Here is a 14,068-nt window from a genome sequence, read left to right as displayed (position 1 = left end):
CCCGAGGGGACGACGATGGAGGTGGACGCCGCCAACCCACCCAGGAGCCGTCATGACCGACACCCGAGACCCCGATCAGGGGCGGACCGTTGTGCCCCGGCCCGCCGCCCTGCCCTACCTGTCCCTGCCCGACGCCCGCCGCGCGATCGAGTGGTACGCCGAGGCCTTCGGCGCCCGCGTCGACGGCGAGCCGGTGATGATGCCCGACGGCCGGGTCGGGCACTGCGAGCTGGTGATCGGCGACGGCACGCTGTACCTGGCCGACGAGTTCCCGGAGATCGGCTTCACCGCGCCCGCCCCCGGTCGTTCCGGGGTGAGCCTGATGCTGCCGGTCGCCGACACCGACGCCACCCTGGAGCGGGCGCGCGCGACGGGCGCGGCCGTCGAACGCGAACCGGCGAACGAGAACGGCCATCGCGGCGCCACCCTGGTGGACCCGTTCGGTCACCGGTGGATGCTGGCCGGGCCGATCGGGTGAGCCGGAATCTCCGCACATTCGGTGGCGCCGGTGCGCGGAATCAGGCGATCCGCGCCCATTGTGTGAGCTCAGTCCGGTGTCAGATCATCACGGCGGCCAGGCCGACGCAAATGACGGTGAAGGCGGCGATCAGAACCCCCGCGAGGGCGGACCCGGTGACCAGGAGCGCGGACGCGGCGGCGGGGACGGACGCGGACAGCGCGATGGCCACGGCGGAGCGGACCCGGTGCGGCGCGGGCTCATCTCGAAACAGGGACTGGTCATGTGCGGTGAGCTGCATTGAATCGTCCTTCCCTCTCCGGTGTCACAATCCGACGGCCCGCTCGAGCGCGGCGAGCTCGTCGTCGAGATATCCGAGCAGTGGCTGCAGCGGCGGCACGCTACGGCGGCAGCCGGTCAACCCGAACGCGATCTCGTCGTCGGTGCTGGTGCAGGTGATGTTCAGAGCCTGCCCGTCGACCGGGATCGACAGTGGGTAGAGCGCGCTCAGCCGGGCACCGTTCCAGTAGAGCGGCGTCCCGGGGCCCGGCACGTTGGAGACCATCACGTTCGCGGGGCGGACCGGCCCGCCGAGGCCGAACATGCCCAGCGCCAACGGGGCGACACCGAGCGCGCTGGTGGCCAGGACCTGCGCCGCGCTCATGGTGCGCATCGAGTCCTTCCCCTCACGCATGGCGGTGCGCACCGTGTCGAGCCGGGCCGCCGGATCGTCGAGGTGCGTGGCGAGATTGCACATCAGCAGCCCGATCTCGTTGCCCGCCTTGACCTCCCGCGGATCACGCCGCAGCGAGACGGGCACCATCGCGATCAGCGGGTCGGCAGGCAGCGCGTCGAGTTCGTCCATGTAGGCGCGCAGCGCGCCCGCACACATCGCCAGCACCACGTCGTTGATCGTGGCGTCACCGCACTTCGCGACTAGCCGCAACCGCTCGATCGGCCAGGACTGCGCCGCGAACCGCCTGGCACCCCCGATCTGCACGTTGAAGATGCTGCTCGGCGCCGCGAATGAGAGCGACCCGCCGCGGTCGCGCCTGGCCCGGTCGACAGTGCCCGCGAGCGCCGGCAGGAGGCCGACCGCCTCGCCGACGGCACCACGCGCGACGCGCAGCACCGCGGACGCCAGGTCCAAAGGACCACCCCGGGCGGGCTCGACGGCGCCCTCGACGGCACCATCGTCGGAGGCGTCCGGGACGAGCGCGGGACGCTCCCGCACGAGCGGCTCCCACGGGGCGGGCATCTCGCGCGCCTCCGGATCCTCGCTGAGCGCGCTGCGCAGTAGTTTCATCGCGGACACGCCGTCGGCCAGGGCGTGGTGGATCTTCGTGTAGACCGCGAACCGGCCGTCCTCGAGGCCCTCGATCAGGTGCATCTCCCACAACGGGCGGCTGCGGTCGAGCAGGCCGCCGTGCAAGCGGGAGACCAGTTCGAGCAATTCCGTGATCCCGCCGGGCGCCGGGAGCGCCTCGTGGCTGACGTGGTGGCCGAGGTCGATGTCGGTGTCGGTCTCCCAGCCCCACTGTCCGAGCGAGGTCACCGATCGCCGCGCCCGCTGGCGCAGCAGCGGCGAGACCTCACCCCTGGCGAAGGCTGCGTCGAGCATCGCCCGCACGTCCCGCGCCCCTGCACCCTCCTGCGGCGTGAACAGCGCCAGACCCCCGACATGCATCGGATGGTCTCGGGACTCCCCCAGCAGGAACATCGAGTCGGTCGGTGACATCGGCAGCAGCATTACGCGCCTTTCCTGAAATCCCGTGCCCGGAACCGTGAGCGGCTCCGGTCCCCCGGGGACCTGTATTTCCGCGCTCCGGCCGTGTCGCATTCCCGTAGAGATTCTGTGAGAAAGATCACGGACCAGTTGCGCTTGAGACCTGTTCTACATCATTCGGAAAACCGAATCCACTTGAGCAAATGTCCAGGTCCGGGGCCTGCCGGGGCGCCGGCAAGATCAACTTGATTTGGCACGCGGGAGCACAATCCATTCACCTGCAGATATCAAGATCAAGTGTTCTGGCCAGAAAATTGATACTCGGCGTAACAGCATCTTTCTCAATATGAAAACTTCTCCTGCCGGTAACCCTACTCGCGAGTAAATAAATTCCTACTCACGAGTACGCGTTATACCTACTCGCCAGTATGAATCTTATTACCGGTTGGTAGCACCGATTCACCGTTCGGGCCACTTCGGGGCCAGTTCGAATACTGCTGCACTGCAACGACATTCGTCGATCCTCCGGCCCCGACGGACGCGACATGACAATGTCGACGAAATACTGCATGCTTGCGTACCGGCAGGGTCGACTTGGGACGCCAGGCCGGGCGAGGATTAAGCGTGACCGGATCGAATTCGCTCGCGCCTCGACTTCGTTTCCACACGAGGTTTCGGGTCCCAACCGCACTCGGTCGGGCATGTCCCAGGCCAACCGGTCCGGACTGCACACCGGCTCCGTCCCCTTCGGGGTTCGGGACGGCGGACGGTCGCGCAGGCGCGGCGCAGTCGACACACACATTTCGAGAACGGTGGGCGAGGATGTTCAAACGTGTAGCGGTGGTCAATCGGGGTGAGGCGGCGGTACGCCTGATCCGGGCGGTGCGCGAGCTCAACGCCGAGCACCCGTACGGCATCACGACGATCGCGCTGCACACGGACGCCGAGCGGCGGGCGATGTTCGTCCGGCAGGCGGACGAGGGTGTCACCCTGCGACCGTCCACGACGGCCGCCACCCCCTACCTCGACCACGCCGAGCTCGAGCGCGCCCTGATCGAGGCCAGGGCCGACGCCGTCTGGGTCGGCTGGGGCTTCGTCGCCGAGGACCCGGCGTTCGCGGACCTCTGCGCCCGCCTGAACATCACCTTCATCGGCCCCTCCGGCGACGCCATGCGCCTGCTCGGCGACAAGGTCGAGGCCAAGCTGCTCGCCGAGAAGGTCGGCGTCCCGGTCGCGCCGTGGTCCGGCGGCCCCGTCGAGACCCGCGCCGACGCCCGCAGGCACGCGCAGGCCATCGGGTACCCGCTGATCATCAAGGCCCGCTCCGGCGGCGGCGGCCGTGGCATCCGCAAGGTCTTCGCCGAGGACGAACTCGAGCTCGCCCTCGAGCGCACCCAGGGCGAGGCGGAGCGTTCCTTCGGCGACCCGGTGGTGTTCATCGAGCGCCTGGTCACCGAGGCCCGACACGTCGAGGTCCAGGTCATCGCCGACGCGCACGGCAACGTCTGGGCCCCCGGCGTGCGGGACTGCTCCATCCAGCGCAAGAACCAGAAGGTCATCGAGGAGTCGGCCTCTCCCCTGCTGAGCAAGGAGCAGGCCGACCACCTGCGCGGCGTCTCCGCCGACCTGGTGCGCGCGGCCGGCTACTGCGGCGCCGCCACCGTCGAGTACCTGTACCAGCCCTCCCAGCAGGTCTTCACCTTCCTCGAGGTCAACACCCGCCTGCAGGTCGAGCACCCGATCACCGAGGCCACCACCGGCATCGACCTGGTCAAGCTGCAGATCCAGGTCGCCGGCGGCGACCCGCTGGTCGGCGACTGCCCGCCCGAGTTCGGCCACGCCGTCGAGGCCCGGCTCAACGCGGAGGACGCCGACAACGGGTTCGCCCCTGCCCCCGGCACCGTGCGCCTGCTCAAGTTCCCGCTCGGATCCGGGCTGCGCGTGGACACCGGCATCGCCCAGGGCGATGTCATCCCGCCCGACTACGACTCCATGGTCGCCAAGGTCATCGCCTGGGGCCGAGACCGGTCCGAGGCCCTCGCCCGGCTGCGTACCGCGCTGCGCGAGACCACCGTCGTCCTCGACGGCGGCACCACCACCAAGTCGTTCCTGCTGGACCTGCTCGACCGCGAAGAGGTGATCACCGCCAGCGCGGACACCGGATGGCTCGACCGCACCGGCGCGGGCAGCGCGAACGGCCCGACGCCCGCCGCAGCCGTGGCGTTGCTGGCGACCGCGGTCGGCGTGTACGACGCGGAGGAGGCCCACGAGCGCGGCGCGTTCCTCGCCGCCGCCCGCGGCGGCAGGCCGCGCGCCAAGCACGGTGTCGGCCGGCCCGTCGAACTCAGCTACCAGGGCCAGGCCTACCAGTTCGTGGTCGGTCAGATCGGACCGCATCGCTACCGGATCGACGGCGACAGCGGCGAGGTCGAGGTCGACGTCGACCGACTCAGCGAGTTCGAGAGCCGGATCGTGGTCGGCGGCCGCCGGTTCCACATCGTCTCCGTCACCGGCCCCGCCCATCACCTCGTCGAGGTCGACGGCATCAGCCACCAGATCAGCCAGGACGAGGCGGGCGTCGTGCGCGCCCCCTCCCCCGCCGTGGTGGTCGCCCTCCCGGTCGCAGTCGGCGACGAGGTGGAGGCAGGCGACACCCTCGTGGTGCTCGAGGCGATGAAGATGGAGACCGCGATCCGGGCGCCCTACGCGGGCACCGTCCGCGAGGTGCTCGCCGTGGTCAACGCCCAGGTGGACGCGGGCGCGCCGCTGCTGCGCGTCGACCAGGTCGCCGAGGAGACCGTGACCACCCAGGCCCCGCGGGTCGAGTTCGTCGCCCCCGAGACCCGCGACCGCGACGACCTCACCGAGGCACTCGCCCGGCTCGACGCCCTGAGCGCGATGATCACCGGCTTCGACGTCGACGCCGCCCGCTCGCGCGCGCTGCTGGCCGAGTACCTCGCCCTGCGCGAGTCGCTCCCCGAGTCCGACACCACCCTCGTGGCCGCCGAGCTGAACCTGCTGACCACGTTCGCCGACCTCTGCGAGCTCTCCCGCAACCGGCCGACCGTCGACGAGGAGGACACCGTCGAGCGGGTGCACAGCCCGCGCGAGCACTTCCACTCCTTCCTGCAGTCCCTCGACGTGGACGTGCACGGGATGCCGGACTCGTTCCGCGCCAAGCTCTCCCGATCGCTGCGTCACTACGACGTCAACGACCTCGAGCGCACCCAGGAGCTGGAGGAGGCCGTCTACCGGATCTTCGTCGCGCAGCAGCGGATGGAGACCCAGGTTCCGATCGTCGCCGGCCTGCTCGCGCAGTGGCTGCACGACGGCCGCGTCTGCACGGACAACTACCCCGCCCTGGCGGAGGTCCTGGACCGCCTCGTCCTCGCCACCCAGCTGCGCTACCCGGTCGTCGGTGACGTCGCCCGCAACCTGCAGTTCCGGATCTTCGACGAGCCGGCGATCCGCAAGGCCCGCGAGCAGGTCTACGACGGTGTGCGGGGCAGCCTGCAGTACCTCGCGGAGCGTCCGGGCGCCGTCGACCGTGCGGAGCGGATCGATGCGCTGGTGGACACCCCCGAGCCGCTGGTGGGCCTCCTCGCCGACCCGCTCTCGCTGCCCGGCGACCTGCTCGAGGTGGTCACCCGGCAGTACTACAAGATCCGCGGCCTGCACGACGTCAAGACCCTCGACGGCCACGGGTTGCCCTGCGTCACCGGCACTTTCGAGCTCTCGGGTGAGCAGCTGAGCCTGGTCTCGGTGGCCGCCGAGCGCGCCCGCCTCGACGAGGCGCTGGCCGTCGTCGACGCCGCGGTCGGTCCGGCCCCGGTCAACCAGGTCATCGACCTCTACCTCGCCTGGCCGGACGCCCCCGCCGACGGCGACACCCTCGCGGAGTCGCTGCGCACGGTCTTGCAGGAGCACGACGGGGCGGCGTCCTGGCGCCGCGTCACGGTCACGGTGGCGACCCCCGGCGACATCACCGCGCAGCGCGTCGTGACGTTCCGTCCCGCGGCCGAGCCGGATTCGGGGCTGGTCGAGGACAAGATCATCCGCGACATGCACCCGCTCACCGCACAGCGCCTGAACATGTGGCGGCTCAAGAACTTCGACGGCACCCGGCTGCCCGCCACGGCCGACACCTTCCTGTACCGCCTCGTCGCCAAGGAGAACCAGACCGACGAGCGGCTGATCGCGATGGCGCAGGTGCGTGACCTGACGCTGCAGATGGACGCGGGCGGCGAGATCGCCGCCGCGCCCGCCATCGAGCGGGCCGTCGTGGCCTGCCTCGACGGCATCCGCCGGGTCCAGGCCGAGCGCGGTAGCAAGCGCATCGAGAACAACCGCGTGGTGCTCTACGTGTGGCCGAAGTTCGAGGTGTCGGCCGACCGGATCGCCCGCATCGCCCAGCACGTCGCGCCGCTGACCGTGGGTGCCGGACTCGAGCAGCTCACCATCATCGGCCGCCTGCAGGAGACCCCCACCGAGGCGCCGCGTCAGGTGGCGGTTCGGTTCTCGTACCGCTCGGGCGCAGGCCTGCAGGTCGCCGTCACCGAGCCGCCGACCCAGCCGCTCAAGCCGTTGGATGCGTACACCCAGAAGGTGCAGCGTTCCAAGGCCCGCGGCACCGTGTACCCCTACGAGTTGATCCCCGCCCTGTCTGCGGGCGGCACGTTCGTCGAGTACGACCTCGACGAGTCCGGCGTGTTGGTCCCGGTCGAGCGCGCATACGGGCGGAACACCGCGGGCATCATCGTCGGCCTGGTGACCACGCCCACCAAGCGGCACCCCGAGGGCATGACCCGCGTCGCGCTGTTCGGGGATCCGACGAAGGCGCTGGGCACCGTGGCCGAGGCCGAGTGCTCCCGGGTGGTCGCCGCGATCGACATGGCGGAGCGGCTCGGCGTGCCCGTCGAGTGGTTCGCCCTCTCTTCCGGCGCCACCATCTCGATGGAATCCGGCACCGAGAACATGGACTGGGTCTCGCGCGGGCTGCGCCGGATCATCACGTTCACCCAGAACGGCGGCGAGATCAACGTCCTCGTCGCCGGGATCAACGTCGGCGCCCAGCCCTACTGGAACGCCGAAGCCACGATGTTGATGCACACCAAGGGCATCCTGGTGATGACCCCGGACAGCGCGATGGTGCTGACCGGCAAGCAGTCACTCGACTACTCGGGCGGTGTCTCCGCGGAGGACAACTTCGGCATCGGCGGCTACGACCGGGTGATGGGCCCGAACGGCCAGGCGCAGTATTGGGCACCGAACCTGACGGCGGCCATCGGCGTCCTGTTCACGCACTACGAGCACTCGTACCTCGCTGCGGGCGAACGCTTCCCGCGCAAGGCCGAGTCCACGGACCCGATCGACCGCGACGTCCGCACCTTCCCGCACGTGCATCCGTCGAGCGAGTTCACCACGGTCGGCGAGATCTTCTCTCGGGAGACGAACCCGGACCGCAAGAAGCCCTTCGACATCCGGACCGTGATGCGCTCCGTGGTCGATCAGGACCACGCGGTGCTCGAACGGTGGGCCGACATGGCCGACGCCGACACCTCCGTGGTGTTCGACGCCCACCTCGGCGGCAACGCGGTGACGGTGATCGGCATCGAGTCGCGCGCCATCGCCCGCAAGGGCTGGTTCCCGACCGACGGCCCCGACCAGTGGACGTCAGGCACGTTGTTCCCGCGCTCGTCGAAGAAGACGGCCCGCGCGATCAATGCGGCCAGCGGCAACCGCCCGGTCGTGGTGCTGGCGAACCTGTCGGGCTTCGACGGCTCCCCGGAGTCGCTGCGGAACCTGCAGCTCGAGTACGGCGCCGAGATCGGCCGCGCCATCGTGAACTTCGACGGACCGATCGTGTTCGTGGTGGTCTCGCGCTACCACGGCGGCGCGTTCGTGGTGTTCTCCGGTGCGCTGAACGAGAACATGGAGGTGCTCGCGGTCGAGGGCTCCTTCGCCTCCGTGCTCGGCGGGGCGCCCGCCGCTGCCGTGGTGTTCACCCGCGACGTCAACGCCCGCACCGCAGCGGATCCCGCGGTCCGGGACCTCGAGGCCCGCCTGGCCGAGACCGAGGACAACGCCGAACGCACCCGCCTGCGGGTCGAGCTGGCCGCCGAGCGCTCCGCGGTCCGGTCGGCCAAGCTGGGCGAGGTGGCCGCCGAGTTCGAGGCGATCCACAACATCGAGCGGGCCCGCGAGGTCGGCTCGGTGCACGCGATCGTCCCGGCGGCCGAGCTGCGTCCGCGCCTGGTCGACGCGGTGGAGCGGGGCATGGGTAAGGCTCTGAACACCGTGTAAGGACCGACTGACAGCACAGTGGGCGCCGCCGGAAGTCGTTCCGGCGGCGCCCACTGCTGTGACTGCACTCGCGAGGCGTCAGCCCCAACCGCCCATTCCGGGAGGAGCCAAGCAGTAGTTCTGGCCCAGCAGGAGGTTCCGCGCGGCAGCGCAGACAGAGCCGAGCGCCGAGCTTCCCACATTCAGAGGGCTCATGATCTCGTTGGTAACCGTGAAGAGCACGTCCGACGACCCGATCGCGTCAGCAGTCTCCAATATCGCCTCCGACCCCGAGTAGACGGGGTTCGCCGACGCGTCCGAGGAATCTGCCGCCGCGGTTCCAGCACCGCACGCCAGACCCCCGGCCAGGGCAGCAGCAGCGACGACCGTCGAGATGATTCGACGCCCGGAATGATGTGTCATCAAGATCCTCCTGTGTGAAAGGGGCAGGACCTCGGATGAGGCCCCGCCGTGGCGGCTGCACGCGGGACCGACCTGGCCCACCCGCCCCCAGTCGAGCACTACAGCTACTCGATGAGACGGATCGAACCGGACGAGACTCCGACGGGATTCGGCAGACGCGGTCGTGATTGGGGGTCACCGTACCCTGCGCTTCGCACCCGCGGTTGCGAATTCATTCCACTGCGACACAACATGATTCGTAAAACGCAACGAATCACACGGACGACACGGCCTCGCCAGGCACACCACGGGTCCCCGACATGACGTCAAGGTCGTTTCGTGCCAGGTTCGAGGCGATCCACAACATCGAGCGGGCCCGCGAGGTCGACTCGGTGGACGCGATCGTGCCCGCTGCCAAGCTGCGGCCCTACATCGCCGCAGCGGTCGAGCGGGGCATGGCCAGGACGCTGAGTTCCCTGGGGGGGTAACGGGTTTCCGCTTGAACGGCGCTATCGGAGCAACTCCGATGGCGCCGTTAGGCGTTCGCGGGGTGAACGGGTTGCGCGACAGACCTTCAGCGAGGGCTGATCGGACCCATGAGCAGCGCGACGGCCGCCCCGTCGACGGGCGCGGCGGTGTTCGACAGGACGAGCACCGCGCGCCGGTGGTCACGGTCGAGCGCGAGCATGCTCGCGAAGCCACCCGTCGCGCCGTTGTGCCAGGTGACGGTCCGGTCGCCGATCCGATTCGTGAGCCAGCCGTACCCGATCCGACCGTCGCCGTCGGCATCCCACCGGGGCGCGAGCGCCGACATTCCCGGCGCCGAGCCGTCGAGGACCGCACGCGCGAACCGCGCCATGTCGGCAGGCGTGGACCGCACCCCGCCCGCCGGCGCCGTCGCATTCATCGTCCACGGACCCGCGGGCCGACCGCGTTGGTCGTACCCGGTCAATGCGCCGGGCCGGATGCCGTCCTTGGTGACCGGAAGATAGGTGTCGATCATGCCAAGGGGCGCCAACAGCCGCTCGGTGAGCAAGGCGGCATAGCCGCTACCCGCCGCGGCGGCCAGCGCCTGACCCAACAGCGCGCCACCCAGATTCGAGTACGCCATGCGACCGGGCGGGCCGGGTGCGGCGGCTCGCGCCTGAGCGAGCAGTCCGTCGAGGTCGGCGCGGTATGGATCGCGGCGGACGGCGACGGCGATGGCCGCGCCGAGCGCGTCCCGTGTCCGTGACGACAGGCGCGGCAATCCGGACCTGTGACAAGCCAGGTCCCCGAGCGTGACCGCCGCAACGCCGCTCCCCCGCACGGGAATCAACTCATCGAGCCGGGTCCGCTCCGCAACCTCGCCGCGATCGATGGCATCCGCGAGCAGCATGCCGGTCATGGCCTTGGTGATCGACCCGATCTCGAACGAGGCGTCGCCGGACGAACCGAAATGTGCCTCGCGCTCGAGCCCGTTGTCGATCTCGACGACGCTGACACGATCGCGCACGCCGTCCTCGATCAGCGGTCTCGCCCGGCTGACCAGCTCCGCGTCGTCGGTGACGGCCGTGGACAGAGCCGGTGGCCGGGTTCTCCGCCACACATCGGCCATCGCGATTCCCTTCCCCCGATTCCTCGAGTGTTCCAGCGATCCACTCGACCGAGGGGGAGGTTGTCGGGGGCACACTCGGTGAGTCGACCCGAGAACGTCCCCCTCGAGCTGGCGTCAGCCGGCTAATGCGGACCACAACTGTCCGCAATGGCTGGCAGGGTGTAGCCATGCGGGAAACCTCGGCGAGACTGCTCCGACTGCTGTCGCTGCTGCAGATGCGACGGGAGTGGTCGGGCGCGGACCTGGCGGATCGGCTGGCCGTGACGCCGCGAACGGTGCGCCGCGACGTGGACAAGCTGCGCGACCTTGGCTATCCGGTCAACGCGAGCGTGGGCGTCGGTGGCGGGTATCAGCTCGGCGCAGGCGCGGAGATGCCGCCGCTGCTGCTCGACGACGAGGAGGCGCTGGCCGTCGCGTTCGGGCTGCAGTCCGGCGCCACCGGATCGGTCGAGGGCCTCGGCGACTCGTCACTGCGCGCGCTGACCAAGCTGCGACAGGTGATGCCCTCGCGGCTGCGGCACCGCCTCGACGCACTGCGGATCGACGTGGTGCCGCAGGCGCCCCGGTCCGCGGTCGACGCGAAGGTGCTGTCCGCGATCGCCTCGCTCTGCCACGTGCACGAACGGCTGCGTTTCGACTACCGCACCAACGACGGCACCGAGAGCAGGCGCGAGGTCGAACCGCACCGACTGGTCCGGGCGGGGGCGCGGTGGTACCTGGTCGCCTGGGACCTGACCCGCGAGGACTGGCGATCGTTCCGGGTGGACCGGATGACCCCGAAGACGCCCAGCGGACCCCGGTTCACGCCGCGCGAGCTGCCGACCGGCGACGCCGCCGCGTTCGTCTCCCGCGGCATCAGCCGGGCCCTCAGCCAGGTCACGGCGCGGGTGCTGCTGGACGCGCCGTTCGAGCAGATCGCCCCGATGGTCGACGAGTACTGGGGCGCGCTCGAGTCGGCGGACGGCGACCGCTGCGTGGTCGAGCTGCGCGGCGAGTCGGCCGCAGGCATCGCCGGATGGCTCACCGCCTTCGGCGTCGACTTCACGGTGCTCGACCCACCGGAGCTCCGCGAGGAGTGCCTTCGGCGGGCCGAGCACCACGCGATGCTCAGCGAGCGCTACCGCCGGAGCTGAGCGCGGCGGCTCACCACTCGCCGCCCGGCGGGCGGAACCCCCTTGCTCCCAAGCCCTCCGGATGGTCAAATAACAGCACGATCGTTCGTACATATTGAGGAGGCACCGATGGACCTGCGCGAGCACTACCTGGAGGCACTCGGACTGACCGGAGCCCTCGTCGCTGACCTGGGCGAGCATCAACTCGATCTCCCGACACCCTGCGACGAGTGGGACGTCCGGGCGATGATCTGCCACCTGACCGCCAACACCCTGGCGATGCGCGCGCACCTGTCCGGCGCCGCCGACAGCATGCATGCGGAACTCACCGGCGACGCACCACAGACACCGGACCCCCGCGCCGACTTCGAGACGGCCGCACGCGAACTCGGCTCGGTCCTCACCGACGATGCCGTCCTGAGCCGGAGCGTCGCCGTCGCGGGCTCCGGGACGGTGCCCGGCTCGATCGCCATCGGTGTCCACTTCGTCGATGTCCTCACCCACGGCTGGGATCTGAGTCGGGCGATCGGCATCGACTACCGTCCGGCGGATCGCCGGGTGGCCACCGCGGTGCGGTTCGCCGCCGGCTACCCCGACTCGCCGACCATGCGCGGGCCGGGCGCGCTGTTCGCCCCGGTCCGGACCACAGACCCGGACGCCCCCGTCCTCGACCAACTGGTCGCACTCCTCGGTCGCGATCCGCGATGGGCCCCCGCGGCACGGGCCCGAGATCGCCGGTGATGATGCGGGGCGCCGACGCGCCTGCGTGGAAACTCGCCCACCGCAGGAGCGTCAGCGCCCCACGACCCACCGACGCTCAGCGCCCGCCGTCTCGGGAGCGCGGATCCAGCCGGACCCGCAGGGCGGCCAGCAGGCAGCCCGTTGCGCAGCGCAGCACGGCCCTGACCCTCGGGTCGTCCAGCCGGACCGCTCCCCCCGCCATCAGACCGTCACCGACTCCGCGTCAGGCGCGGACGCCCGCGAACCGCGCAGCGTCAGCCCGGCAAGAACTGCGCCGGCCAGCGCCACGCCCGCCGCGACGAGGAACGCCGCCGCGAACCCGTCCGTCAGGGCGCCACGATCCCCGAGCTCGTTCGCCCCGAGCGCGGCGCCGACCGCCGTCGCGGCGGCCAGACCCAGCGCGGAGCCGAGCTGATAGCTGGTGTTGACGATGCCCGACGCCAGGCCGCCCTCCTCCGGGCGTGCACTCGAGATCGCGGTGCCCAGCGAGGGGATGAAGGCCAGTGCCATGCCGAGCGCCGAGACCAGCGACGCGGGCAGCACGTCGACCCAGAAGTTGCCGTCCGGGCGAACCAGCGACAGCCAGGCCAGGCCCGCCGACAGCAGGACCAGGCCCGACACCACCATCGGCTTCGGCCCGAACCTCGCGATCAGCCGGGGCGCGAGCATGATCATGCCGATCATGATCAGCGCCGTCATCGGGATGAGTGCGGCGCCGCTGGGGAACGCCGAGTAGCCGAGCACCTGCTGCAGATACAGGTTCAGGAAGAACCACATCGGGATCCACGCGGCCCCGAGCAGGAACTGCGCGAGGTTGGCGGCGCCCAGGTTCGGGGTCCGGAAGATCGCGAGCCGGACCAGCGGTTCGCGCCGCCGGGACTGGATCACCACGAACCCCGCGACCAGCACCGCGGCGGCGAGCAGGGTCCCCCACGTCTGCGCGGAGGCCCAACCGACCTCCGGTGCGCGGACGATGCCGAAGACCGCCGCCCCGATGCCGAGGGTGACGGTGAGCGCACCGAGCAGGTCGACGCTGCCGGTCGCGCCACCGCGACCGCCGGGCAGCAGAGCGGGCGCCGCGACGAGCGCGATCACCGCGATCGGGATGTTGATGAAGAACACCCACGGCCACGAGGCGTACTCGGTGAGCAGTCCGCCCAGGAACACGCCCGCGGTTCCACCGGCCGGTGCCGCGGCGCCGTAGATGGCCAGCGCCCTGGTCAGCTCCCTCGGGCTGGAACCGAACAGCATCATCAGCAGGGTGAGCGCGGCGGGCGCGATCAGCGCGGCGCCCGCGCCCTGCACGGCCCGCCCGACGAGTTCGGTAGGCACGTTGCCCGCCAGACCCGCGGCCGCCGAACCCGCCAGCAGGACGAGCCAGCCGAGGCCGAACATCCGGCGTGCGCCGTACAGGTCGGACAGCCGCCCGCCGAGGAGCAGCATCCCACCGAACATCACCACGTATGCGTTGAACACCCAGGTGAGATTCCCCTGGGTGAAACCGAGATCCTCGCGCATCTCCGGCAGGGCGACGCCGATGATCGAGGTGTCCATGATGACCACGAACTGTGCGAGCGCAATCAACCCCAGCGCCAACCATTTTCGGCTCTGGGCGGGGCCCTGTATCCGATTCATCTCATTCACTCCTTCTGATACTCCGGGTGACTGTCGCGGCGAATGCCGTGCTGTGGTTTATACCCCCTAGGGGTATGACACGCAACACTCGAATGCGGCTTGCGCTCATTACCCCC

Annotated in this window: 10 protein-coding genes; 5 read left to right on the top strand and 5 right to left on the bottom strand. The window is 70.3% G+C overall.

What is annotated here, in order from left to right:
• The first annotated feature begins 52 nt into the window (after positions 1–52).
• Complete coding sequence (locus tag FCG67_RS13975; RefSeq protein WP_425467836.1) at positions 53–478, top strand: VOC family protein; 426 nt, start codon at positions 53–55, stop codon at positions 476–478.
• A 79-nt stretch (positions 479–557) separates the two neighbouring features.
• Here the strand turns inward: FCG67_RS13975 and FCG67_RS13970 are convergent, their stop codons facing one another.
• Together FCG67_RS13970 and FCG67_RS13965 are read right to left on the bottom strand one after the other, a co-directional pair.
• Positions 558–758: a hypothetical protein gene (locus FCG67_RS13970; RefSeq protein ID WP_136910373.1), complete on the bottom strand. Its 201-nt coding sequence runs from the start codon at positions 756–758 to the stop codon at positions 558–560.
• Between the two features lie 24 nt (positions 759–782).
• On the bottom strand, positions 783–2,207 hold the full coding sequence (locus FCG67_RS13965; protein ID WP_136910372.1) for a WS/DGAT/MGAT family O-acyltransferase: 1,425 nt from the start codon (positions 2,205–2,207) through the stop codon (positions 783–785).
• Positions 2,208–3,005: 798 nt separating this feature from the next.
• Between FCG67_RS13965 and FCG67_RS13960 the strand changes: the two genes are divergently transcribed.
• Together FCG67_RS13960 and FCG67_RS25000 are read left to right on the top strand one after the other, a co-directional pair.
• The gene (locus FCG67_RS13960; protein WP_136910371.1) at positions 3,006–8,486 is read left to right on the top strand and encodes an ATP-binding protein; all 5,481 of its coding nucleotides are present in this window, start codon (positions 3,006–3,008) and stop codon (positions 8,484–8,486) included.
• A 701-nt stretch (positions 8,487–9,187) separates the two neighbouring features.
• Positions 9,188–9,355, top strand: a complete 168-nt coding sequence (locus tag FCG67_RS25000; RefSeq protein WP_169310528.1) for a hypothetical protein — start codon at positions 9,188–9,190, stop codon at positions 9,353–9,355.
• An 86-nt stretch (positions 9,356–9,441) separates the two neighbouring features.
• Here the strand turns inward: FCG67_RS25000 and FCG67_RS13955 are convergent, their stop codons facing one another.
• Positions 9,442–10,464, bottom strand: coding sequence for a serine hydrolase domain-containing protein (locus FCG67_RS13955; protein ID WP_136910370.1), 1,023 nt, complete (start codon positions 10,462–10,464; stop codon positions 9,442–9,444).
• A gap of 167 nt (positions 10,465–10,631) precedes the next feature.
• On the opposite strand from FCG67_RS13955, the gene FCG67_RS13950 reads away from it, so the two are divergent.
• The gene (locus tag FCG67_RS13950; RefSeq protein WP_136910369.1) at positions 10,632–11,597 is read left to right on the top strand and encodes a helix-turn-helix transcriptional regulator; all 966 of its coding nucleotides are present in this window, start codon (positions 10,632–10,634) and stop codon (positions 11,595–11,597) included.
• A 108-nt stretch (positions 11,598–11,705) separates the two neighbouring features.
• Positions 11,706–12,317 carry a TIGR03086 family metal-binding protein gene (locus tag FCG67_RS13945; protein ID WP_136910368.1) on the top strand — a complete coding sequence of 204 codons (612 nt, stop codon included), beginning with the start codon at positions 11,706–11,708 and terminating at the stop codon, positions 12,315–12,317.
• Positions 12,318–12,393: 76 nt separating this feature from the next.
• Here the strand turns inward: FCG67_RS13945 and FCG67_RS25565 are convergent, their stop codons facing one another.
• Together FCG67_RS25565 and FCG67_RS13940 are read right to left on the bottom strand one after the other, a co-directional pair.
• Positions 12,394–12,519 carry a hypothetical protein gene (locus FCG67_RS25565; protein ID WP_281282337.1) on the bottom strand — a complete coding sequence of 42 codons (126 nt, stop codon included), beginning with the start codon at positions 12,517–12,519 and terminating at the stop codon, positions 12,394–12,396.
• Complete coding sequence (locus tag FCG67_RS13940) at positions 12,519–13,952, bottom strand: MFS transporter (RefSeq protein WP_136910367.1); 1,434 nt, start codon at positions 13,950–13,952, stop codon at positions 12,519–12,521. Before FCG67_RS13940 ends, FCG67_RS25565 begins: the two co-directional genes overlap by 1 nt.
• Positions 13,953–14,068 lie beyond the last annotated feature (116 nt).

It is taken from the genome of Rhodococcus oryzae (genome assembly GCF_005049235.1).
GTDB lineage: Bacteria > Actinomycetota > Actinomycetes > Mycobacteriales > Mycobacteriaceae > Rhodococcus_G > Rhodococcus_G oryzae.
This window is presented reverse-complemented; position numbering and strand designations above follow the sequence as displayed.